Source organism: Neptuniibacter sp. SY11_33, assembly GCF_047778025.1.
Taxonomy (GTDB): Bacteria; Pseudomonadota; Gammaproteobacteria; order Pseudomonadales; family Balneatricaceae; genus Neptuniibacter.
In genome coordinates this window covers 2,956,006-2,977,251 of sequence record NZ_CP180543.1, presented here as the reverse complement: position 1 = coordinate 2,977,251, position 21,246 = coordinate 2,956,006, and the positions used below count along the sequence as shown (strand labels likewise).

The following is a 21,246-nucleotide window of genomic DNA, read 5'->3' as shown; positions in this document are numbered from 1 at the left end:
AGTGAGCTAGTTGTGTCAGAGCTATGGTATAAGAAAATAAAAAAGGCAGCTCAAGGCTGCCTTTTTGTCATAGAGATACTCTCTTACTTGTTCTTCGCGCGCTTACGTTCATTTTCTTTAAGAAGCTTTTTACGTAGGCGGATGAAGTTAGGTGTTACTTCTACCAATTCGTCATCTTCGATGAAATCCAAAGCTTGTTCCAGAGTGAATTTTACTGGAGGAGTTAGTTGGATGTTTTCATCAGTGCCGGACGCACGTACGTTTGTTAGCTGTTTACCTTTGATTGGGTTAACTGCCAAGTCATTACTACGGCTGTGAATACCTAGTAGCATGCCTTCATAAACATCGATATTTGGTTCGATGCATAGGCGGCCGCGGCTCTGTAGGTTCCATAACGAGTAACCTAGTGCTTTACCTGTAACCATGGATACAAGTACACCATTATTACGGCTTTCTACTTCGCCTTCTTTAACTGGTCCGTAATGATCGAACACAGAAGTCATGATGCCTGTACCAGAAGTCATGGTAAGGAACAGAGAGCGGAAGCCGATTAGGCCGCGAGAAGGAATGATAAAGCTTAGGCGTGAACGGCCTTTGCCGTCTACTTCCATATTGGTCATATCGCCTTTGCGCTTACCAAGCTCTTCGATGATAGCGCCTTGGTGTTCATCTTCAACGTCGATCATTACGTCTTCGTAAGGTTCATGGATTTCACCATCAACCTCTTTTTGAACTACTTCAGGGCGTGATACACCTAGTTCGAAACCTTCGCGACGCATTGTTTCGATAAGAACGGAAAGGTGTAGTTCACCTCGACCAGACACTTTGAATTTCTCTGGTGTGTCGCCATCTTCAACGCGTAGGGCAACGTTGTGGATAAGTTCGCGGTCTAGACGCTCTTTGATGTTACGGCTAGTTACAAATTTTCCATCCTGACCAGAAAACGGAGAATCGTTAACCTGGAACGTCATGGATACAGTTGGCTCATCTACGCTTAGTGCAGGTAAGGCTTCAACTTTATCTGGGTCGCAGATTGTGTCAGAAATGTTTAACGCATCGATACCTGTAACGCAGATGATGTCCCCAGCAGTGGCTGTATCAACTTCAACGCGTTCTAGACCATGATAACCCATGATCTTGAGGATACGACCGCTACGGATAGCGCCTTCGCGGTCAATAACTTTAACCTGAGTGTTCGTTTTGATCGTACCGCGAGTAACTCGACCAACACCGATAACGCCTAGGTAGCTGTTATAGTCCAGAGCAGATACTTGCATCTGTAATGGGCCATCAACATCTACTTTTGGTGGTTCAACATGTTCGACGATTGCTTCGAAAAGAGGCGTCATATCGTCAGACATATCGTCTGGTTCTAGACCCGCGATGCCGTTTAGTGCAGATGCGTAAACGATTGGGAAGTCTAGCTGTTCATCCGTTGCACCAAGGCTGTCGAAAAGATCGAATACTTGATCGATAACCCAATCAGGGCGTGCGCCAGGGCGATCAATCTTGTTGATAACAACGATTGGGCGAAGGCCTTGGTCAAATGCTTTCTGAGTTACGAAACGCGTTTGTGGCATTGGGCCGTCAACAGCGTCAACCAGTAGGCATACACAGTCAACCATAGACAGTACGCGCTCTACTTCACCGCCGAAGTCGGCGTGCCCAGGAGTGTCAACAATGTTGATGCGGTAGTCGTTCCATGTAATGGCAGTATTCTTTGCCAAAATGGTAATGCCGCGCTCTTTCTCCTGGTCATTGGAGTCCATGATGCGCTCAGTGCCTTCATCACGACGGCCTAAAGTGCCGGATTGTGCAAGCAGCTTATCAACCAAGGTTGTTTTACCGTGGTCAACGTGCGCGATGATAGCGATATTTCTTAGCTTTTCGATCACGTGTGTATACCTGTGAGATATTTTTGCGAATGCGGAATTATACGTGTTTATAGAGAAATTACTGCATATTTCTTAATCAATTATGCAGAGTTTTGCTTTTTCTTTTTGTGAAGAGAATGGTTGAATTGATTTGGGTAGGAATTAAGTTAAAAACAGGCTCATTATAGGTGGGCGTTTTTAATAAGGTTGGAGTATATTATAGACCCATAACGGTGCGTAAGAATTGATTTAACAAGATTTGCACTATTATGGTGCGCTAAGATTGCTTGTGTTCGATTTTAGTGCGGTGCTTTTGGTGTATTTATGCTGCAAGTGCCTCTAATTGTGGAGGAATGCTGGTTTTTTTATTCTGGCACGCTTGTTGCTTTGTCCTAAGCCGATAATAAATTCTGATTTCTTGAGGCTGGCGCTGTTCGGCCTGGTAATTATTAAGTGGAGACAGTCAAATGTCAGAGAAGACTCTGAATCTGATCAAAGAAAGCAACGCTAAATGGGTTGACCTGCGTTTCACCGATTCTCACGGTAAAGAGCAGCATGTAACTATCCCTGTATCTGATATGGGCGATGACTTCTTTGAAGAAGGTAAAATGTTCGATGGTTCATCCATCTCAGGTTGGAAAGGTATTAACGATTCCGACATGATCTTGATGCCGGACGACAGTGCAACTGTACTGGATCCATTCTCTGAAGCAACGACTATCATCGTTCGTTGTAACATCGTTGAGCCGGCTACTGGTCAAGGTTATGAGCGTGATCCGCGTTCTGTTGCAAAACGTGCTGAAGAATACTTGAAATCTACAGGTATTGCTGACTCAGCTATGTTTGGTCCAGAGCCAGAGTTCTTCGTATTTGACGAAGTTAAATGGCACGCAGACATCTCTGGTTGCGGTTACACAATCGCTTCTGAAGAAGCTTCTTGGGCTTCTAGCCACAATGTTGAAGGTGGTAACACTGGTCACCGTCCACGTGTTAAGGGCGGTTACTTCCCAGTGCCACCAATTGATTCCCTGCATGACCTACGTGGCGCTATGTGTGACGCCATGGAAGCAATGGATCTAGAAATTGAAGTACATCACCACGAAGTAGCAACTGCTGGTCAGTGTGAAATTGGTGTAGGTCCTAACACGCTTACTGCTAAAGCGGACGAAGTTCAGGTTCTTAAGTACTGCGTACACAATGTTGCACATGCTTACGGCAAAACTGCTACATTTATGCCTAAGCCACTAGTTGGTGACAACGGTTCTGGTATGCACGTTCACATGTCTCTATCTAAAGACGGTGTAAACCTGTTCTCTGGTGATGCTTATGCTGGCATGTCTGAAACTGCTCTTTACTACATTGGCGGTATCATCAAGCACGCTAAAGCGCTTAACGCTCTAACTAACTCTTCTACAAACGCTTACAAGCGTCTTGTACCAGGTTTCGAAGCGCCAGTTATGCTTGCTTACTCTGCACGTAACCGTTCTGCTTCAATCCGTATCCCATACGTGACTAACCCTAAAGCACGCCGTGTAGAAGCGCGTTTCCCAGATCCGTCTGCGAACCCTTACCTATGTTTCTCTGCACTAATGATGGCTGGTCTTGATGGTATCAAGAACAAGATCCACCCTGGCGATGCTGCAGATAAAGACCTTTATGATCTACCAGCTGAAGAAGCTGCTGAGATCCCACAGGTTGCTGCGTCTCTAGAAGAAGCTCTAGATGCTCTAGAAAATGACCGTGAGTTCCTAACAGCTGGCGGTGTATTCACTGACGACATGCTAGACGCTTTCATTGAGCTTAAGCGTGAAGAAGTTGAGAAAGTGAACATGACTACTCACCCAGTTGAATTTGACCTGTACTACTCTGTATAAGTCTAAACTCTTCTGAAAAAAGCCTCCCTCGTGGAGGCTTTTTTGTTTTCAAATCTTGCCCTTATGCACTTATTTAGTGACGATTAAAATCTTAATAATATTTAATGCACTAAATTGGTGCGACATCATTTTTTAGCAGCTACACTCAATATTAGAATAGTCAGTAATGGTGCTGCCTGAGAGCAATTTGGGGCAGTGGTTAAACTTGGTTTGCTTTTTGCAGAAGTAAACTTAAGTAAAAGAGTGTAGGTCGATGCCAGTAATAGATTTTCATAAACAGATAATAGAAAACCTTTCTACAGCGGTGGTTTTGCTGGATGGCAACCTCGATGTCGAATATGCCAATCCTGCGGCTGAAATGCTGTTAGAGGCGAGTTTGCGTCGTTTGTCTCAGGTGTCTGTAGCGGAGTGGTTCTCACCAGAGGAGCATGGCATTGAGGATCTACGTGATTGTATTGATACGGGTCATCCGTACACTCGCCGTGAAGCTAAATTGGTAACTCAAAGTGGTAGTGTGCTAACGGTGGATTATTCAATTAATCCATTGTTCGGGTTGAGTGGTCGGCAGCTTCTGATTGAAATAGAAGCGCGTGACCGTTTGATCAGGATTGAGCGTGAGGAAGATCTTTTAAATCAGCACGATACAGCTAGATCTCTAGTACGTGGCATGGCTCATGAAATTAAGAACCCTCTGGGTGGGCTTCGTGGTGCGGCTCAGCTGTTGGAGAGGGAGTTGCCTGATCCCGCGTTACATGACTATACCCGCGTAATCATTGAAGAAGCTGACCGTTTAAGGAACTTGGTTGATCGTCTATTAGGGCCGCGTAAGCTGCCAAAACTGGAAGACGTTAATATACACGCCATCCTTGAGCGGGTTTGCCAGCTTATTGAGGCTGAAACCAAGGGTTCTGTATCCTTGTTACGAGATTACGATCCAAGTATTCCTGAATTTACTGGTGATGCAGAGCAGCTTATTCAAGCGGTATTAAATATCCTGCGCAACAGCATGCAAGCGATGCAGGCTGCAGGAACTGTTGAGCCAACGATTCAGATTAAAACTCGGGCTTTCCGTCAAATTACACTGGGCGCAGAAAAACACCGTTTGGTGTGTAGCGTCGAAATTGTAGATAACGGTCCAGGCATCCCAGAAGAGATACTTAGTAAAATTTTCTACCCTATGGTAAGTGGGCGTGCAGAAGGAACCGGTCTTGGCTTGTCGATTGCGCAATCGATCATCAATCAACATCAAGGGTTGATTGAGTGTGAAACTCAGCCAGGGGAAACCAAATTTCAACTATTCATACCTTTGGAGATAAGTCATGAACCTGTCAGGTAAAATCTGGATTGTCGATGATGATCGTTCAATTCGTTGGGTGCTTGAAAAAGCGATGGCAGTAGAAGGGCTTCAAACCGAAGTTTTTGATAGCGCAGATGCTTTATTGGCTCAGCTAGAGCGTGAAGTACCTGATGCCATTATCAGTGATATTCGAATGCCAGGAACGGATGGGCTGCAGTTGCTGGAGAAAATTCAGGAAACTCACCCACAAGTTCCGATCATTATTATGACTGCGCACTCCGATTTAGATTCGGCTGTTGCTTCCTATCAGGGCGGTGCATTTGAGTATTTACCTAAACCTTTTGATGTAGATGATGCGGTTGCTCTCACCAAGCGAGCTTTGGCGCATGCGATTGAACAGCGAGAACAGGTAGCAGAGCAAGCTGCTGAAGAGGGTACCGAAATTATTGGTGAAGCGCCTGCTATGCAGGAAGTTTTCCGTGCCATCGGTCGCCTATCTCAATCCAACATTACGGTTCTAATTAACGGTGAATCGGGTACGGGTAAAGAGCTTGTAGCGCATGCGCTGCATAAGCATAGTCCACGTAGAGATAGGCCTTTCATTCCTCTAAATATGGCAGCTATTCCCCATGATCTGATTGAATCGGAGTTGTTTGGTCATGAAAAAGGCGCATTTACGGGTGCGGCAGCGGCTCGACGTGGCCGATTTGAGCAAGCAGATGGCGGTACGCTTTTTCTAGATGAAATTGGTGATATGCCTGCTGATGCTCAAACACGTTTGTTGAGAGTTTTGGCTGATAGTGAATTCTATCGTGTTGGTGGTCATACTGCAGTGAAGGTCGATGTTAGGATTATCGCGGCTACCCATCAGGATTTAGAGAAGTTAGTTGCTGAAGGTCGCTTCCGTGAAGATTTATTCCATCGTCTTAATGTTATTCGTGTTCATCTGCCAAAGTTAGCTGAGCGGCGTGAAGATATTCCGCGTTTAGCACGTCATTTCCTAAATATGGCGGCTGAAGAATTAGATGTGGAGCCAAAAGTACTTGCTGCTGACACTGAGAGTTACATGTGTAATTTGACTTGGCAGGGTAACGTTAGGCAGTTAGAAAATACTTGTCGCTGGTTAACGGTCATGGCGACTGGTCGAGAAGTGCTGATTGATGATTTGCCTCCAGAGTTGATGCAGAGCAGTGAGTCAGAGACAGCTGTAGCGGGGGATTGGGAGTTGTCCTTGCGTAATTGGGCTGATCAGCAGTTGGGGCTTGGTCACCGCAATCTATTAGATACTGCAGTACCTGCTTTTGAAAAAATTATGATTGAGACAGCGCTCAAGCATACAGCAGGCCGTCGACGCGATGCTGCAGAACTTCTCGGTTGGGGGCGTAATACCCTAACGCGGAAAATCAAAGAGTTGGGTATGGATGAAGATAAAGCTGATGATCAGGAAGTTGCCTAAGTTATTCCTTTACAGTCAGTCATAACCTCGCTTTTTGATTTCATATATAATCCCTGCAGCTTTTATTCTGCGGGGATTTTTTTATGCTTCATGTTGTCTTGTTCGAACCTGAGATACCGCCAAACACAGGCAATATCATTCGGCTTTGTGCCAATACAGGTTTTCATCTGCATCTAGTAGAGCCTTTGGGGTTTGATTTTGATGATAAGCGTTTGCGTCGTGCAGGCTTGGATTATCATGAGTTTGCGGCGGTTAAAATTCATCCAAATTTAGAAACGTGCTTAGCTGAGATAGAGCCTAGAAAGGTGTGGGCATTAACGACTAAAGGTAAAACTTGTTACACCCGAGCTGATTACCAAGCGGGCGATGTTTTGCTTCTAGGACCAGAAACACGTGGTCTACCCGTTGAGGTAAGAGAAAGTTTTCCTAGCGAGCAGTGGTTGAGAATGCCGATGAAGGAGGGGAGCCGCAGTATGAATCTTTCTAATGCCAGTGCTGTTGTTGTATATGAGGCTTGGCGTCAATTAGGATTTGAAGGTGCTATTGAGAGTTAGTTGTAAGAGTGGCTCTATATAGATACTTAATTGTTGGTATAGCGACTATATTGAAAGGAACTACATGACGGTCAATAACTCTATGCAGCACGCTTTTATAGTGACAAAGATTGAAGCCTACTTAACCGAGCAAGCTGGCGAGGTTTTTAAATTGCATGTCACCGATTACAGGGAGCGTGAAGTATGGTTATTAGGTCGGCTGGATCAACAAGTAAATATTCAAACTATTAAAAATCAACAGCTTCCGGTTGTTCTGATATCTGATCAATTAGAATCTGGCAATGAAGGTCAATTTATTATCCCTGCGAGCTCGCTTGTGAGTATTGTGCCTTTGCCAGCAGCTTCATTGCAGCAGGTCCTCGAATTAGGGCGTGCTGATGAAATTCTGCAAAGTCTTTCCTTAAAATCATGCTAGAATGCGCTTTTGATTAATAAATGTACAGTTGATGGTGTTGTTCGGAAAGCATATGTGGAGAAAATATAGCTCCCTTTTTCTTGGGAGTTTTTTAGTTTTGATCTCTTCTTTGACTCATGGAACGAATCATTCAGAAGAGGTGGCGAGTGTCTGTAAGCAGGTTGGTAAAAAGCTAGCCAGTGTTTCGGTTAATGAGTGTTTAAGTAATCCTTATCTACCTCCTCGTTTTTATTCAGTTCAAGGCCGTGCAATCTTAGAGGCGCATTTTCAGGCTTCGGATGAGAATAAAGACGCACCAAGGGTTCTATTTATTGGTGGTATCCATGGTGATGAGTATTCCAGTGTTAGTGTAACCTTTAAGTGGCTTAATACTTTACGTAAACATCATAGTGGTGCTTATGATTGGTATTTCTTACCTGTTGTTAATCCAGACGGTCTACTCCAGCGTAAGTCGAGCCGAGTTAATGCTAACAAGGTCGATTTGAACCGGAACTTCACCCCTGCGCCTGAATTTCCAGAGCCTTTAGCCCATTGGCAGAAAAGTGCGAAAAAGCGTTTGCGCTATTTTCCTGGGCACGCACCTTTGAGTGAACCTGAAAGTCGTGTTATCCACAATTTAATTGATGAGTACAAGCCGACTGTGATTGTCTCAGTGCATGCACCGCATGGTATTCTGGACTTTGATGGGGGTATTCAACCGCCGCGTAAACTCGGGCCGCTGCACCTACGTCAGCTCGGTACATATCCGGGTTCTTTAGGAAACTATGGTTGGTTTGTTAAGAATATACCTGTAGTAACCATTGAGCTTCCTTATGCCGGGATCATGCCGCCGAAAAAGGATATCGATAAAATGTGGACGGACTTGGTAGGTTGGCTGAAGTATAAATCGAAACGTAATCGCAGTGAGTTGGCTGCATCTGAATCATCCAAATAGAGAGATTCAAAAGAAAAAAACGGAGCGTAAAGCTCCGTTTTTTTTATGCGATAGCGTTTAGCTTAGTGCTGAGCTTCGCCTTGTGCAGCTTCTTGCTGAGCTTGAGCCATCTGCTGAGCGTATAGTGCGTCAAAGTTCACTGGAGCAAGCATTAGCGCTGGGAAGCTAGCTTTAACGACCATTGCGTCAATTGCTTCACGTGCATATGGGAATAGGATGCTCGGGCAGAATGCACCTAGTGTGTGGTGCATCTCTTGCTCGCCTAGACCAGCAATAGAGAAGATGCCTGCTTGTTGTAGTTCAACTAGGAATGCAGTTTTGTCTTCGTTTTTAACAGTAACTGTTAGCGTTAGAGTTACTTCAAAAGCGTTGTCGCCTAGCTGAGCAGTTTGAGTGTTCATCTCTAGGCCAACTTCTGGCTGCCATGGGCTCATGAAAATTTCAGGAGCGTTTGGAGACTCAAAAGATGAATCTTTAATGTATACGCGTTGTACCGCAAACTGAGGTCCCTGCTGTTCTTCTTGGGACGCTGTGTTCTGATCGTTCTCAGCCATGATTTATCCTTATTTTTAAAAATTAGTTTGCACTAAGTAGGGTGTCGAGTTTGCCTTGGCGTTCAAGGGCAAACATATCATCGCAACCGCCAATAGGTGTTTCGCCGATAAAGATTTGCGGCACTGTGTGGCCTCCGCTGAGTTTAGTCATTTCACGACGTTTTTCTGCATCGCCATCGACTTTAATCTCAGTGTAAGAAACGCTCTTATGATCCAATAGCATTTTTGCTCGGATACAGAAGGGACACCACGCGGTTGTATAGATGGTAACTTCTTTCATTGCAGTCATTACTTAACAATCGGAAGACTTTGGCCTTTCCATTCGGTCATGCCGCCAGATAGGCGAACTGCATTTTCAAAGCCTTCGGCCTTAAGCTTGCGAGTAGCAGCGCTCGCTGCCTGACCTAAATTACATACAACGATAATCGGTCGTTGTTTGTATTTAGTTAGCTCGTCCATACGATGATCTAAATCAGAAAGAGGGATGTGCTTTGCATTGGTGATATGACCTGTTGCCCACTCTTTTTTAGGGCGGATATCAACGATGATTGCGTCTTCTTTGTTGATTAGGTTTGTTGCTTGCGCCGGAGTAACGGCTTTGCCTGCTTTACTACGTTCATAAAGAACGAACATCACTAGAGTTAAAAGCCAAGCACCAACCAAGAATGGGTGGTTGCCGATAAATTCGATAAATTGATCCATTTCTAATCCAAATAAGGTCTTACCTGAAGACCATTAAAAACTGTTGATCGACGATTGAGGAGCAATAGTATACCTCGCGATTTTTGACGGTATAAGGGGAAGACGTGGTGAAAATGATTATTTAGTGGCAATTATTCTGCTTCGGGCCTTCAATCGTTAGCCTTGAAGGGGCTTTCCAAGTAAAATTGGCGACAATTTTATAACCGTTGCAACAGAATCCTACAGATATGACACAAATGCGCGCGACTAAAGCTTTGATCATCCTTGATGGTTACGGTGTAGAAAGTTCAGAATCTTCAGCAATTCAGGCAGCTAATACCCCAGTATGGGATGCACTACTTGCTGATAATCCAAATGCTCGAATCGAAACTTCAGGTATGGCTGTTGGCTTGCCGGATGGACAGATGGGTAACTCAGAAGTTGGCCATATGAACATTGGCGCAGGGCGCACGGTTTATCAAAACTTCACGCGTATATCCAAAGCGATTGAAGATGGTGATTTCTTCGATAACCAAACGCTAGTTAATGCGATGGATGTTGCTATTGCGCAAGACAAAGCGGTTCACATTTTGGGCTTGTTGTCTCCAGGTGGCGTTCACAGCCATGAAGAGCATATCTTTGCGCTGTTAGAGATGGCTGTTAAACGTGGTGCGAAAAAGCTTTATGTTCATGCCATTCTTGATGGTCGTGATATGCCGCCACGCTCTGCGGAGCCATCGATTCAACGTACCGAAGAGAAGCTAGCCGAACTCGGTGTAGGTTCCATTGCTTCTGTCGCGGGCCGTTATTTTACAATGGATCGTGATAACCGTTGGGATCGCGTGCAGAACGGTTACGATGCAATGACTATTGGTCAAGCGCCTTGCAAAGCTGAATCTGCTATTCAAGCGCTGAATGATGCTTATGCACGTGACGAGAATGATGAATTTGTTCAAGCAACCGTAATCTTAGATGCCGCTGGCGAAGCCAAAGGCCTCGTTGCTGACGGTGATGCGCTAATCTGCGCGAACTTCAGACCTGATCGCGCTCGTGAAATTACCCGTGCATTTACTGAAGGTAGCAGTTTTGAAGGGTTTGCACGTGAAAAAGCACCAGAGCTAGCTGCTTATGTAATGATGACTCAGTACGCATCTGATATCGATGCTGCCTGCGCTTATCCTCCGCAAGCTATTCGAAATGATCTAGGTGAGTACTTATCTGGCTTGGGTAAAACCCAATTGCGTATCGCTGAAACTGAAAAGTATGCTCATGTGACTTTCTTCTTTAATGGTGGTCAGGAAGAAGTTTACGAAGGTGAAGATCGTATATTGGTTCCTTCCCCTGATGTTGCGACTTATGATTTGCAGCCTGAGATGAGTGCGCCGGAAGTGACTGAAAAATTGGTTGGGGCGATTAAGAGCGGTAAGTATGACCTGATCGTTTGTAACTATGCGAACGGTGATATGGTTGGTCATACTGGTAAATTTGATGCGGCTGTGAAAGCTTGCGAAGTTGTTGATGATAGCGTTAAACAGGTGCTAGAAGCGTTACGCGAAGTTGGTGGTGAAGCATTGATTACAGCTGATCACGGTAATGTTGAGTTGATGGTTAACCCAGAAACAGGGCAGCCACATACATCTCACACCATCTGGCCTGTGGCGTTGATTTACGATGGCCCTCGAGCAGAAAATCTCAAGCTAGATGACGGTGCACTTTGTGATTTAGCACCAACTCTGCTGTCCTTGATGGACATTGAAGTGCCTGCTGAAATGACAGGCAGATCTTTAGCATCCTTCTAAAGAGGCTTTAAAAAGGGATAACTCGTTTATCCCTTTTTATTTTGTGCAGAAAAATTATGGTGCGATCTTTACCTGCCTTTATTTTCATACTGTTTAGCTTGCTTGCGTCATCTGTGGTGCTGGCAGAGGATAAACAAGCATTAACTGAAAAGCAGATAAAGCAGCTCAATTCGCGTATAGCGTCCTTGCAAACAAACATGCGCTCGCAAGAGGGTGAGTCACGTGGTTTAAGCAAAGAACTCCGTGATAGTGAAGTTAAAATTGGCAAGTTAGCCCGTCAGATCCAATCACTGGATAAGCAATTGAGTGGACTTGGTTCTCACGCTGATTCCCTTGAAAAGAAGCGAGATACCTTAAAAATAGAACTGAAGAAACGTTCCGATTTAATCGCTAAGCAGATTGCCCAGCAGTATAAAATGGGCAACCAAGCGCGCCTGCAGCTACTGCTCACACAGCGAGACCCTGAAACATTGGATCGTGCTATTCGCTATTATGACTTCGTAAATGAAGAGTTACGCCAGGACCTGATCCTTTTCAAAACTAAATTAGCGGATCTTTCCGGAACTGAATTGGAGTTAACCGATACTGAGCAAAAGATGGTTCTCAAGCGTGAAGAGTTGCGCAAAGAGGTCACTGCTCTGAGGGCTTCACAGGCGAAGCGAAAAGATACCCTGGCTCGACTCACAAAAGCCCTCTCCACAGACAAAAAGAAACTTAAGCAGCTCAAACTGGACCAAAAGCGTTTGCGTGCAGTGCTGACTGAAATTGAGAAAAGTTTAAACTTCGCCACGCTCGTCAAAGACGATAAAACCTTTAAACAATTAAAAGGTAAGCTGCCTTGGCCGTTAAAAGGTAAGGTAAAGCAGAATTATGGTACTGTCAGAAATAATATCCGCTATGATGGAATCTGGATTCAGGCGTCAGAAGCTCAGCCAGTACAAGCGGTTCATCATGGGCGCGTAGTATTTTCAGATTGGCTTAGAGGTTATGGTTTAGTATTGATTATTGATCATGGCTCCGGTTATCTGAGTTTGTATGGTTATAATCAAAGCTTGTTATTAGAAACAGGCGATTGGGTAGCCGCGGGTGATACGATCGCAACGGCAGGGCAGAGTGGGGGCCGTACTCAAACAGGTCTTTATTTTGCGGTTCGTTATAAAGGTAAGCCGAGTAATCCAAAAAGCTGGTTGAAGCGCTAACATTATTAGGGAAGAAATTATGAAGTCAGTGTTATGTTCGGGCGGGTTCAAGCGTACCTTGCTTGGTATGGTTGTTAGTTCACTTATCTCTTTCCCACTTCATGCAGCTGATCCGAAGCCTGCAGATACACCGGCTGTTACAGACGAAAAAGTATTACCTCTAGATGAACTTCGATTATTCACCGAAGTGTTCCAACGAATTAAATCCTCCTATGTCGAGCCTGTGGATGATGCGCGTCTGCTTGAAGATGCTCTGCGAGGCATGATTGCAGGGTTAGATCCTCATTCTGCGTATTTAGAACCCGATGAATTTGAGAGTCTGCAAGCCAATACCAGTGGCGAATTTGGTGGTTTAGGAATCGAAGTAGGCTCTGAAGATGGCTTTATTCGTGTAATCACGCCAATTGATGATACGCCCGCTCAGCGTGCCGGGGTTAAAGCGGGAGACTTGATTACCAAGCTGGATGATACACCAGTACAAGGTATGCCTCTCAGTGAGGCTGTAGAGCTGATGCGTGGTAAGCCTGGCAGTAAGCTCATTCTGACGATTGTGCGTGAAGGCGAAGAAAAGCCGCTAGAAATTGAAGTTATACGAGACATTATTCAAGTAGCGAGTGTTAAGAGCCGCATGTTGGATGAGGGTTTCGGTTACCTGCGTGTATCCCAATTCCAAGTGGATTCAGGCAAAGAGGTTAACAAACACCTTAAACGCTTGATGAAAAATGAACTGAAAGGTGTGGTGTTAGATTTGCGTAATAACCCGGGTGGCGTGTTGCAGGCCGCTGTGGATATTAGTGATACCTTTCTAACTGATGGATTGATTGTATATACCAAAGGTCGTTTAGCTGAATCTGAACAGCGCTTTAGTGCGACTAGCGATACTTTACTGCCAGAGCTTCCACTTGTTGTCTTGATCAATGGTGGTTCTGCATCGGCTTCCGAAATCGTTGCTGGCGCGCTTCAGGATCAAGAGCGTGCGGTTATTATGGGAGTCGATAGTTTTGGTAAGGGCTCGGTTCAAACGGTTCTGCCTCTGACAAAAGAGCGTGCGTTGAAAATCACTACTGCAAGATACTACACCCCTAATGGTCGCTCTATTCAGGCGCAAGGTATCAAGCCAGATATTGAGGTTAATGATGCTGAGTTAACCCTACGTGAAGGCGGCCCTGAATATTTGAAAGAAAAAGACCTAAGTGGTCATCTTGAAAATGGTGAGAAAAAGGCTGCGGAACAAGCGAAAAAAGATAATCTTGCAGCAAGAGATTATCAGCTATATGAAGCATTAAACTTGCTAAAAGCTCTGGCTATCGTGCGTAAGTGATATGCAACTTTTTAGAAAGGTTATCTCAGCGGTCATTACTCTTGGTGCTTTAGTTAGCCTGAGTTATGCCGACCCAGTATTCACAGATAACCAGCCGGTGATGGCAATTGTTATTGATGATATTGGTGATAACCGTAAAAAAGGTTTGGCTGCGATCAACCTTCCTGGTTCGATTACCTATGCATTTCTGCCCCATACCCCACACTCCTATGATTTAGCAGAAATAGCATACAAGCAGGGGAAAGAGGTTATATTGCATGCGCCAATGCAAAATAAAGCGGGACTTCGTTTAGGGCCTGGCGCGTTAACTGAGCAGTTGTCTAGGCAAGAGATTCAGCAGGTACTGCATAATAGTCTGGATTCGATCCCCCATGTGGTTGGAATGAACAACCACATGGGAAGTCTTCTGACTGAAAACCGTCAAAAGATGAAAGAGATTATGGCTGTGGCAAAACAGCGTAATATCTTCTTTATCGATAGTGTGACAACAGGTCGAAGTGTGGCTTGGAAGGTAGCCCACGAACACCAGATCCCCTACCTAGTAAGGGATGTTTTTTTAGATAATAAGCAGAATTGGAATTATATCCACAATCAGTTCAAACAAGCTTTAAGTTTAGCTGTGACTCAGGGGCATGCTGTCGTCATAGGCCATCCTTATCCAGCAACTGTTGAGTATTTGTCTGAAGCACTGCCTATTCTCGAACAGCTGGGTATCCGCTTAGTGTCAGCCTCTGAGTTGCTTAATATTCGATCTCGTACTCAGTTGCTAATGGCTCAGCCGAAAGTAGAGCCTTGTGATCGTAGCGAAGGGCACTGCCAAGCTTTACCAGTAGCGGTCAAACATTAAGGCTTTAGATAGCCATTAATATTCCGATCCCATCCCCCGTCAGTTTTATTCCTACTAGAACTGTGAGCGTTTCGAATGCTCTTTTTATCAGCTGATTACCTTGAGTAATGGCTAAGTGTGCACCTGTGTAAGAGCCGATAGTGGCGCCGATCAGGAGTGCGGGTAACCATTCCCACCGAGGATCTACTTGCAGTGCTACGGTAATAGCGCCGGTGGAATTCCAGAACAAACCTACCAGAATCAAGACATAGGTGACGGCTGTTTTGTAGTCTAGACCGAACCAGCGAACGAGCCAGAGTGTTACAAATAAGCCAGTGCCTGAAGTCAAAGAGCCGTTTAAGGCACCAATAACGAACAGTACACTACCCCCAATAAGTAGTCCTAACCGATCTCTGTTACGAGGTTCTGCGGTAAGTCCAAGCGCCTTCTTGCGAAACGAATAGATTCCCAGTCCAGTCGTTAACAGGCCTAGGCTGAGTATGGTCCAACCTTCGGGGATATCGATGATGATATCAGCCCCGATAACCACGCCGGGCAGGCCGCATAGCAATATAAATCCACAGAATTTATAGTCCAGTTTGCCTTCACGCAGATGTCTAATGGTTGCACCAATACCTAGTGCTACGCTGGCGATTTTATGGGTGGCTAGTGCTGTATTGAAACTTAAGCCAAGGAATAGCAGTACGGGGAGTTGCAGTAAGCCTGCTCCGCCTCCGGCCATTGCTGATAAGGCATTGGCGAAAAAAGAGAGAACAAATAATCCGCCGTGTTCAATAAGTTGATCCATAGTTGTGCTGGTGGCCCCGTAGGAATAAAAAAGGGGAAGCTAGCTTCCCCTTAAAGAGTCATTGTGCCAAACGTCAATTAGGCTGGGCGGAAAGCGCCGGCAGCAATGCGCGGCCATTGCTCGCTCCACTGCTCTGTCGGCGTTTTGCGAAACTCTGTTCGTACAAATTGACGGATACGGCCTTCGCAACACGCAAGCATCAAGTTGGCAGTTGCCCCAGCGGTTGTTTCAGTACGTAAGCCTTCTTTGACTTCTGCTTCGCGCAAGATCTGTTTGATCTGTGTTTCTAGGCGTTCGAAGAACTGGTTAATACGCTGTCTTAAGCGATCCGTTTCGCCAGTTAGAGCATCGCCTGTAAGCAGTCGTGCCATGCCTGGATTGCGTTCAACAAATGCTAGCAACAAAGTAAGTACTTGCTCGCATTGTTTGATTGCGCTTGGTTCAACTTGAGTTATCGCAGTAACGCGACTAAAGACTGTATCTTCGATAAAGCCGATAAGGCCTTCAAACATGCGTGCTTTACTTGGGAAGTGACGATAAAGCGCTGCTTCAGATACACCCACTTCTTTAGCTAGGGCTGCAGTTGTAATTTTTTGCCCTGGGTTTTCCAGCATGCGAGCAAGGCTTTGTAGAATTTGTTCGCGGCGGGATACTTTTACTGTTTCGCTCATGGTTCGTCCTTATCCGCGGTTGGTGATCAGAGTACCAACACCTTCATCGGTAAAGATTTCTAGCATGCAGGAGTGTTCTACACGGCCGTCAATGATATGAGCGCTGTTTACGCCGCTTTTAACCGCACTTAGTGCGCAGCCGATTTTAGGCAGCATACCACCGTAGATAGTGCCGTCTTCAATTAGATCATCTACTTGTTTGGTTGTTAGGCCCGTTAGGATATTGCCGTCTTTATCCATTAAACCTTCAATGTTGGTCAATAGGATTAGCTTTTCAGCCTGCAGTACTTCAGCAACTTTACCAGCAACTAAGTCTGCATTGATGTTGTAAGACGCGCCATCTGCACCCACACCAATCGGTGCAATTACAGGAATGATGTCTGAGTTAACTAACATATCTAGCACTTTAACGTTAACGCTTTCTACTTCGCCTACGTGACCGATATCGAGAATTTCAGGTGCTTCCATCTCTGGTGTTTTATGTTCAACACGTAGTTTTTTGGCGCGTAGAAGTTGACCATCTTTACCTGTTAAGCCGATAGCTTGACCGCCGTTATTGTTGATCAGGCCAACGATCTGTTTGTTGACCGCACCGCCCAATACCATTTCGGCAACATCCATTGTTTTGGAATCGGTTACACGCATGCCGTTGATAAAGTGTGATTCGATTTTCAGATCTTCTAAAAGTTGTCCGATCTGAGGGCCGCCTCCGTGCACAACGATTGGGTTAATACCAATCAGCTTCATCATTACAATGTCGCGGGCAAAGCTGTTTTGCAGCTTTTCATCAATCATCGCGTTACCGCCATATTTGATGACAATTGTTTTGCCGACAAAGCGCTGAATATATGGCATAGCCTCGCTCAATACATGAGCGGTAGTCATGGCATCTTTACGTGTTAGAGGCATAGTATTTCCTTAAAATTATTATGTGAGTGCACGTGATTTAATCGGTGCACTCATGCCGTTTGGGCTTTATTCGTGTGGGATAATGAGACTGCTATCCACTTCGTGTAGCTTTTGCTCGAAATCGTTTCTGATTCGCATTAACGCATCGTTTGTTTCTGCTTCAAAACGAAGAACAAGCACAGGTGTAGTATTGGATGCGCGAACTAGACCCCAGCCGTCAGGGTAGTCGACACGTACACCATCAATATGGTTGGCTGTGCCGCCTTCAAAGTGTTTTTCTTGAAGGGCTGCGACGATATCGAATTTGTTTTCATCGGTAACCGTGATGTTTAGCTCTGGTGTACTTACATCTTCAGGGTATTGAGCGAATAGCTCTTCAACGGTTTGATCTGTATTCGCTAAAATTTCAAGCAGACGTGCAGCACTGTATAGCGCATCGTCAAAACCGTACCAACGCTCTTTAAAGAAGATGTGACCACTCATTTCGCCGCCAAGCAGTGCACCGGTTTCTTTGATTTTTTGTTTGATCAGCGAATGGCCTGTACGCCACATGGTCGCTTTACCGCCAGCTTCGGTAATTACTTTGGCAAGTAAGCGTGAGCATTTAACGTCGAAGATGATTTCAGATCCTGGATTGCGCTTAAGGATCTCTTCGGAGAACAGCATCATGATACGATCTGGATATACGATATTACCTTCGTTAGTAATGACGCCTACACGATCGCCATCACCGTCAAATGCTAGGCCTAAGTCAGCACCTGTTTCTTTTACCTTCGCGATAGCATCGATCAGGTTTTTCGGTTTGCCTGGGTCAGGGTGGTGGTTAGGGAAAGTGCCATCTACTTCACAGTAAAGCGGGATAATATCGCAGCCTAATTGTTCAATCAGCTTAGGCGCAAGCTCAGCTGGAATACCGTTACCGCAGTCGACAACGACTTTTAGTTTTTTATCTAGTTTGATGTCAGAAAGGATACGCTCAAGGTAGCTTTCACGGATATCTAAATCGCGTTTAGAACCTTCACCTTCTGAATAGTTTTGCTCAATGATACGTGTTTTAAGGGCTTGGATCTCATCGCCAGACAATGTGTGGCCATCGATCATCATCTTAAAACCATTGTAATCAGCCGGGTTATGGCTACCAGTAATCATTACGCCAGTGCACTGATTATCTTGATGCGCTGCGTAATAGAGGGTAGGGGTTGGCACATAGCCGGTATCTATGACTTGGCAGCCACCGTCCATTAAACCTTCACTAAAGAGTTGCTTAAGGTGCGGGCTGGATAAGCGGCCATCAGCAGCAACATTAACGTTTTCAACACCTTGTGATTTAGCTTCGGCAGCAAAAGCTCTGCCTAGGTGGTAGACCGTGTCATCTGTTAAGGCGGAACCGACAATGCCTCGGACATCGTAAGCACGGAAAATTGCGTGGTCTAGAGAGTTTAGAGAGTAACGCATGTTAATCCTTTAATATTCACAAAGTTTGAAATCCAAAATAAGTTATGCAGTTTCGATCTCTTTTTCTGTTACTGCACTGCCATGATACTGAGCTGCGATCTTTTCGATTAGCTTGCTGGCTAACTGACGCTTAGACGCTTGGGGTAAGATTTCAGTTGTTGTTGCTGAAATAACCGTAACCGCATTTTCGTCGCTGTTAAAACCAATGTCTGAACGAGAAACATCATTTGCGATGATGAGATCGAGGTTTTTACGCTCAAGCTTGCTTTTGGCGTAATTGATGACATCACGTGTTTCTGCAGCAAAACCCACCGTAAATGGTTTTGGTGAACTATTCGCTACAGTGGCAACTATATCTGGGTTTTTAACCAGATGAAGTTCCATGATCTCTTCTGAACCTTTCTTTATCTTGTGCTCAGCTATAGCTGTGGGGCGGTAGTCCGCTACAGCTGCTGCCGCGATGAATATGTCACAGAGTGAAATATCTTCCAAAGAGGCGTTAAGCATCTCTTCTGCGCTCTCTACTGACGTTCTGCTAATGCGAGCTGGTGCTGGAAGATTTACAGGACCACTGATTAGTTTTACTTTCGCGCCCGCTTCCATTGCTGCTTCTGCAAGGGCGTAGCCCATTTTTCCTGAGCTATGGTTGGATATATATCGCACAGGGTCTAAGGGTTCACGCGTAGGACCTGCGGTAATAAAGACGGTTTTACCCGTCAGGCTACCACGGTCAAATTGAGCCGCTGTTATTTCTGCTATCTCTACCGGTTCTAGCATGCGGCCTGGGCCTGTATCGCCACAGGCTTGCTCGCCTACACCTGGTCCAAATAGTTTGATACCACGAGATTTCAGCGTTGCTGCGTTCTTTTGTGTGCCTTCGTCACGCCACATCGCTTGATTCATCGCAGGAGCCAAGCAGATAGGTGCATCTGTCGCTAGGCAGATCGTTGTGAGCAGATCATCGCCTTGGCCTGATGCTAATCGAGCCATAAAGTTAGCACTTGCTGGTGCAATCAAGATCAAATCAGCCCATTTTGCGAGTTCAATATGTCCCATTCCAGCTTCTGCTTCGGCATCCAGAAGGTGCTGGTGGACGGGATTGCCTGAAAGTGCTTGTAAAGTTAGGGGGGTAATAAACTCGGTTGCAGAGGCTGTCATTACAACGCGAACTTCAGCACCGGCTCCTTTTAGGATTCGAGTTAACTCTGCGCTTTTATAAGCTGCAATACCGCCGGTGATTCCAAGAATAATTTGTTTGTTAGTAAGTCTCTGCATACTGGCTAACTACTGTAATCTTTGCGTTTGTAGCGTCGTAAATATAAATGACGCTGAAATAAAAAGGATCGATACCATACCATTTTCGCGTAAAGTTTCGTAGATTGTATGGCGCTATATTTACGTAATTCATCAAGGAAGATGACTCTTCTCAAGGTTTGAAAGCCTTTACTCCGTGAATGGCAAAATAGAGAAGAGATAAAATGGAGACCTCTTATGTCTATTTCGCATTGGCCGGAAGCCGAACGACCTCGAGAAAAGCTTTTGCTTCAAGGCGCGACTGCGCTGTCAGATGCCGAACTCTTAGCTATCTTTTTACGTACAGGCGTAAAAGGTAAAAGTGCGGTTGATCTGGCTCGGGATCTATTAATTACATTTGGTTCTTTGCGCGCGCTTCTCGAAAGTGATCAAAAAGCTTTTTGTGCCGCGCATGGCTTAGGTCCTGCAAAATATGTCCAATTGCAGGCTGTTTTGGAAATGAGTCGTAGGCATCTACAAGCCTCTATTGAAAAAGGAGATGCGATGGAGAGGCCGGAGCAGGTGAAAAATTATCTTGTCTCTCAACTGCGCCATTATCAGCGGGAAGTCTTTGCCTGCCTCTTTTTGGATAACAAACACCGCGTACTTAAATATGAGCCGCTTTTCTTTGGCACGATTAACGCAGCGGCAGTATATCCCCGAGAGGTGGTTGCAAAAGCGTTGGAGTACAATGCAGCGGCGGTTATCCTTGCCCATAATCACCCATCAGGTGTTGCTGAACCCAGCTTGGCCGATCAGCACATAACAGAACGGCTTAAAAATGCATTGGAGATGATCGAAGTCAGGGTTTTAGATCATATGATAGTAGGAGATCTGGAAACCGTTTCGTTTGCTGAGCGGGGATTATTATAAAAGTTATCTTTCTACTGGTGAATGTTGGTGCTCTTGTGTATAATCCGCGACCTTCTATCCATACTCCGGTACGGTATCTTGTCTAGTTACGGGACGCTCCGCCTGAGAAACGGTTTGGACTCTGGAGAGTACAGAGGTAATCCCTTAAGCCGTTTCAATAAAAAATGAGAATAAAGGATAGATTCGTAACCCTAATTTTGAAGGCTTTATAATATGTCTAAAGTTTGCATGGTAACTGGTAAGCGTCCAGTTACAGGAAACAATGTTTCCCACTCACAGCGTAAAACACGCCGTCGTTTTCTTCCAAACCTGCACTGGCACCGTTTCTGGGTAGAAAGCGAAAACAAATTCGTACGTCTACGTGTTTCCTCTAAAGGTATGCGTATTATCGACAAAAAAGGCATCGACGCAGTTCTAACTGAAGTTCGTGCTAACGGCATCAAAGTTTAAGGA

The 21,246-nt window shown here is 45.2% G+C and carries 21 protein-coding genes; 12 read left to right on the top strand and 9 right to left on the bottom strand.

Translation table 11 applies throughout. From position 1 onward, the window contains the following. Positions 1 to 83: 83 nt before the first annotated feature. On the bottom strand, positions 84 to 1,895 hold the full coding sequence (typA, locus tag ACMXYV_RS14045) for a translational GTPase TypA (protein ID WP_415882204.1): 1,812 nt from the start codon (positions 1,893 to 1,895) through the stop codon (positions 84 to 86). A 446-nt stretch (positions 1,896 to 2,341) separates the two neighbouring features. On the opposite strand from typA, the gene glnA reads away from it, so the two are divergent. The 6 genes from glnA (at position 2,342) to ACMXYV_RS14015 (ending at position 8,404) form a co-directional block, all read left to right on the top strand. Continuing rightward, complete coding sequence (glnA, locus tag ACMXYV_RS14040; protein WP_415889087.1) at positions 2,342 to 3,748, top strand: glutamate--ammonia ligase; 1,407 nt, start codon at positions 2,342 to 2,344, stop codon at positions 3,746 to 3,748. A 253-nt stretch (positions 3,749 to 4,001) separates the two neighbouring features. Then, positions 4,002 to 5,084: a nitrogen regulation protein NR(II) gene (gene glnL, locus ACMXYV_RS14035; protein WP_415889086.1), complete on the top strand. Its 1,083-nt coding sequence runs from the start codon at positions 4,002 to 4,004 to the stop codon at positions 5,082 to 5,084. After that, a complete protein-coding gene (gene glnG, locus ACMXYV_RS14030; RefSeq protein ID WP_415889085.1) occupies positions 5,068 to 6,501 on the top strand; it encodes a nitrogen regulation protein NR(I) in 1,434 nt (477 codons plus the stop codon). Before glnL ends, glnG begins: the two co-directional genes overlap by 17 nt. Before the next feature lie 83 nt (positions 6,502 to 6,584). After that, positions 6,585 to 7,055 (top strand): tRNA (uridine(34)/cytosine(34)/5-carboxymethylaminomethyluridine(34)-2'-O)-methyltransferase TrmL, encoded by a 471-nt coding sequence (trmL, locus tag ACMXYV_RS14025; RefSeq protein WP_415889084.1) that lies wholly within the window; start codon positions 6,585 to 6,587, stop codon positions 7,053 to 7,055. A gap of 64 nt (positions 7,056 to 7,119) precedes the next feature. Next, positions 7,120 to 7,470, top strand: coding sequence for a hypothetical protein (locus ACMXYV_RS14020; RefSeq protein ID WP_415889083.1), 351 nt, complete (start codon positions 7,120 to 7,122; stop codon positions 7,468 to 7,470). Between the two features lie 97 nt (positions 7,471 to 7,567). Then, positions 7,568 to 8,404, top strand: coding sequence for a M14 family zinc carboxypeptidase (locus ACMXYV_RS14015; RefSeq protein ID WP_415889082.1), 837 nt, complete (start codon positions 7,568 to 7,570; stop codon positions 8,402 to 8,404). A 62-nt stretch (positions 8,405 to 8,466) separates the two neighbouring features. Here ACMXYV_RS14015 and secB read toward each other — a convergent pair whose 3' ends face one another. Genes secB through ACMXYV_RS14000 form a run of 3 tightly spaced genes read right to left on the bottom strand, consistent with a single transcriptional unit; the run spans position 8,467 to position 9,660 of the window. Continuing rightward, positions 8,467 to 8,958, bottom strand: a complete 492-nt coding sequence (gene secB, locus ACMXYV_RS14010; RefSeq protein WP_415889081.1) for a protein-export chaperone SecB — start codon at positions 8,956 to 8,958, stop codon at positions 8,467 to 8,469. Between the two features lie 22 nt (positions 8,959 to 8,980). Further along, the gene (gene grxC / locus ACMXYV_RS14005; RefSeq protein ID WP_415889080.1) at positions 8,981 to 9,238 is read right to left on the bottom strand and encodes a glutaredoxin 3; all 258 of its coding nucleotides are present in this window, start codon (positions 9,236 to 9,238) and stop codon (positions 8,981 to 8,983) included. Positions 9,239 to 9,246: 8 nt separating this feature from the next. Then, on the bottom strand, positions 9,247 to 9,660 hold the full coding sequence (locus ACMXYV_RS14000) for a rhodanese-like domain-containing protein (RefSeq protein ID WP_415889079.1): 414 nt from the start codon (positions 9,658 to 9,660) through the stop codon (positions 9,247 to 9,249). A gap of 227 nt (positions 9,661 to 9,887) precedes the next feature. On the opposite strand from ACMXYV_RS14000, the gene gpmI reads away from it, so the two are divergent. From gpmI to ACMXYV_RS13980, 4 genes are read left to right on the top strand one after another with little or no spacing between them, the layout of a single operon-like run. Further along, positions 9,888 to 11,438, top strand: coding sequence for a 2,3-bisphosphoglycerate-independent phosphoglycerate mutase (gene gpmI / locus ACMXYV_RS13995; protein WP_415889078.1), 1,551 nt, complete (start codon positions 9,888 to 9,890; stop codon positions 11,436 to 11,438). Positions 11,439 to 11,494: 56 nt separating this feature from the next. After that, on the top strand, positions 11,495 to 12,637 hold the full coding sequence (locus ACMXYV_RS13990) for a murein hydrolase activator EnvC family protein (protein ID WP_415889077.1): 1,143 nt from the start codon (positions 11,495 to 11,497) through the stop codon (positions 12,635 to 12,637). A gap of 19 nt (positions 12,638 to 12,656) precedes the next feature. Then, positions 12,657 to 13,958, top strand: coding sequence for a S41 family peptidase (locus ACMXYV_RS13985; protein WP_415889076.1), 1,302 nt, complete (start codon positions 12,657 to 12,659; stop codon positions 13,956 to 13,958). Between the two features lies 1 nt (position 13,959). Then, positions 13,960 to 14,805, top strand: coding sequence for a divergent polysaccharide deacetylase family protein (locus tag ACMXYV_RS13980; protein ID WP_415889075.1), 846 nt, complete (start codon positions 13,960 to 13,962; stop codon positions 14,803 to 14,805). Between the two features lie 4 nt (positions 14,806 to 14,809). Here the strand turns inward: ACMXYV_RS13980 and ACMXYV_RS13975 are convergent, their stop codons facing one another. The 5 genes from ACMXYV_RS13975 to coaBC form a co-directional block, all read right to left on the bottom strand. Beyond that, entirely contained in the window at positions 14,810 to 15,592 is a 783-nt protein-coding gene (locus ACMXYV_RS13975; protein ID WP_415889074.1) for a sulfite exporter TauE/SafE family protein, read from the bottom strand. A 77-nt stretch (positions 15,593 to 15,669) separates the two neighbouring features. Then, positions 15,670 to 16,263, bottom strand: coding sequence for a nucleoid occlusion factor SlmA (slmA, locus tag ACMXYV_RS13970; protein WP_415889073.1), 594 nt, complete (start codon positions 16,261 to 16,263; stop codon positions 15,670 to 15,672). Positions 16,264 to 16,272: 9 nt separating this feature from the next. Further along, the gene (gene argB / locus ACMXYV_RS13965) at positions 16,273 to 17,172 is read right to left on the bottom strand and encodes an acetylglutamate kinase (RefSeq protein WP_415889072.1); all 900 of its coding nucleotides are present in this window, start codon (positions 17,170 to 17,172) and stop codon (positions 16,273 to 16,275) included. Between the two features lie 66 nt (positions 17,173 to 17,238). Then, on the bottom strand, positions 17,239 to 18,627 hold the full coding sequence (locus tag ACMXYV_RS13960) for a phosphomannomutase/phosphoglucomutase (RefSeq protein ID WP_415889071.1): 1,389 nt from the start codon (positions 18,625 to 18,627) through the stop codon (positions 17,239 to 17,241). A gap of 42 nt (positions 18,628 to 18,669) precedes the next feature. Further along, the gene (gene coaBC / locus ACMXYV_RS13955) at positions 18,670 to 19,902 is read right to left on the bottom strand and encodes a bifunctional phosphopantothenoylcysteine decarboxylase/phosphopantothenate--cysteine ligase CoaBC (RefSeq protein WP_415889070.1); all 1,233 of its coding nucleotides are present in this window, start codon (positions 19,900 to 19,902) and stop codon (positions 18,670 to 18,672) included. A gap of 216 nt (positions 19,903 to 20,118) precedes the next feature. Between coaBC and radC the strand changes: the two genes are divergently transcribed. Together radC and rpmB are read left to right on the top strand one after the other, a co-directional pair. After that, positions 20,119 to 20,793 (top strand): RadC family protein, encoded by a 675-nt coding sequence (radC, locus tag ACMXYV_RS13950; protein ID WP_415889069.1) that lies wholly within the window; start codon positions 20,119 to 20,121, stop codon positions 20,791 to 20,793. A gap of 213 nt (positions 20,794 to 21,006) precedes the next feature. Then, a complete protein-coding gene (gene rpmB, locus ACMXYV_RS13945) occupies positions 21,007 to 21,243 on the top strand; it encodes a 50S ribosomal protein L28 (RefSeq protein WP_415889068.1) in 237 nt (78 codons plus the stop codon). Positions 21,244 to 21,246: the final 3 nt, after the last annotated feature.

What these genes read in the sequence shown, in the direction of transcription:
- glnA (WP_415889087.1), top strand. Translation starts at nt 2,342, where the DNA reads ATGTCAGAGAAGACTCTGAATCTGATCAAAGAAAGCAACGCTAAATGG.
- glnL (WP_415889086.1), top strand. Translation starts at nt 4,002, where the DNA reads ATGCCAGTAATAGATTTTCATAAACAGATAATAGAAAACCTTTCTACA.
- glnG (WP_415889085.1), top strand. Translation starts at nt 5,068, where the DNA reads ATGAACCTGTCAGGTAAAATCTGGATTGTCGATGATGATCGTTCAATT.
- trmL (WP_415889084.1), top strand. Translation starts at nt 6,585, where the DNA reads ATGCTTCATGTTGTCTTGTTCGAACCTGAGATACCGCCAAACACAGGC.
- ACMXYV_RS14020 (WP_415889083.1), top strand. Translation starts at nt 7,120, where the DNA reads ATGACGGTCAATAACTCTATGCAGCACGCTTTTATAGTGACAAAGATT.
- secB (WP_415889081.1), bottom strand. Translation starts at nt 8,958, where the DNA reads ATGGCTGAGAACGATCAGAACACAGCGTCCCAAGAAGAACAGCAGGGA.
- grxC (WP_415889080.1), bottom strand. Translation starts at nt 9,238, where the DNA reads ATGAAAGAAGTTACCATCTATACAACCGCGTGGTGTCCCTTCTGTATC.
- ACMXYV_RS14000 (WP_415889079.1), bottom strand. Translation starts at nt 9,660, where the DNA reads ATGGATCAATTTATCGAATTTATCGGCAACCACCCATTCTTGGTTGGT.
- gpmI (WP_415889078.1), top strand. Translation starts at nt 9,888, where the DNA reads ATGACACAAATGCGCGCGACTAAAGCTTTGATCATCCTTGATGGTTAC.
- ACMXYV_RS13990 (WP_415889077.1), top strand. Translation starts at nt 11,495, where the DNA reads ATGGTGCGATCTTTACCTGCCTTTATTTTCATACTGTTTAGCTTGCTT.
- ACMXYV_RS13985 (WP_415889076.1), top strand. Translation starts at nt 12,657, where the DNA reads ATGAAGTCAGTGTTATGTTCGGGCGGGTTCAAGCGTACCTTGCTTGGT.
- ACMXYV_RS13980 (WP_415889075.1), top strand. Translation starts at nt 13,960, where the DNA reads ATGCAACTTTTTAGAAAGGTTATCTCAGCGGTCATTACTCTTGGTGCT.
- ACMXYV_RS13975 (WP_415889074.1), bottom strand. Translation starts at nt 15,592, where the DNA reads ATGGATCAACTTATTGAACACGGCGGATTATTTGTTCTCTCTTTTTTC.
- slmA (WP_415889073.1), bottom strand. Translation starts at nt 16,263, where the DNA reads ATGAGCGAAACAGTAAAAGTATCCCGCCGCGAACAAATTCTACAAAGC.
- argB (WP_415889072.1), bottom strand. Translation starts at nt 17,172, where the DNA reads ATGCCTCTAACACGTAAAGATGCCATGACTACCGCTCATGTATTGAGC.
- ACMXYV_RS13960 (WP_415889071.1), bottom strand. Translation starts at nt 18,627, where the DNA reads ATGCGTTACTCTCTAAACTCTCTAGACCACGCAATTTTCCGTGCTTAC.
- coaBC (WP_415889070.1), bottom strand. Translation starts at nt 19,902, where the DNA reads ATGCAGAGACTTACTAACAAACAAATTATTCTTGGAATCACCGGCGGT.
- radC (WP_415889069.1), top strand. Translation starts at nt 20,119, where the DNA reads ATGTCTATTTCGCATTGGCCGGAAGCCGAACGACCTCGAGAAAAGCTT.
- rpmB (WP_415889068.1), top strand. Translation starts at nt 21,007, where the DNA reads ATGTCTAAAGTTTGCATGGTAACTGGTAAGCGTCCAGTTACAGGAAAC.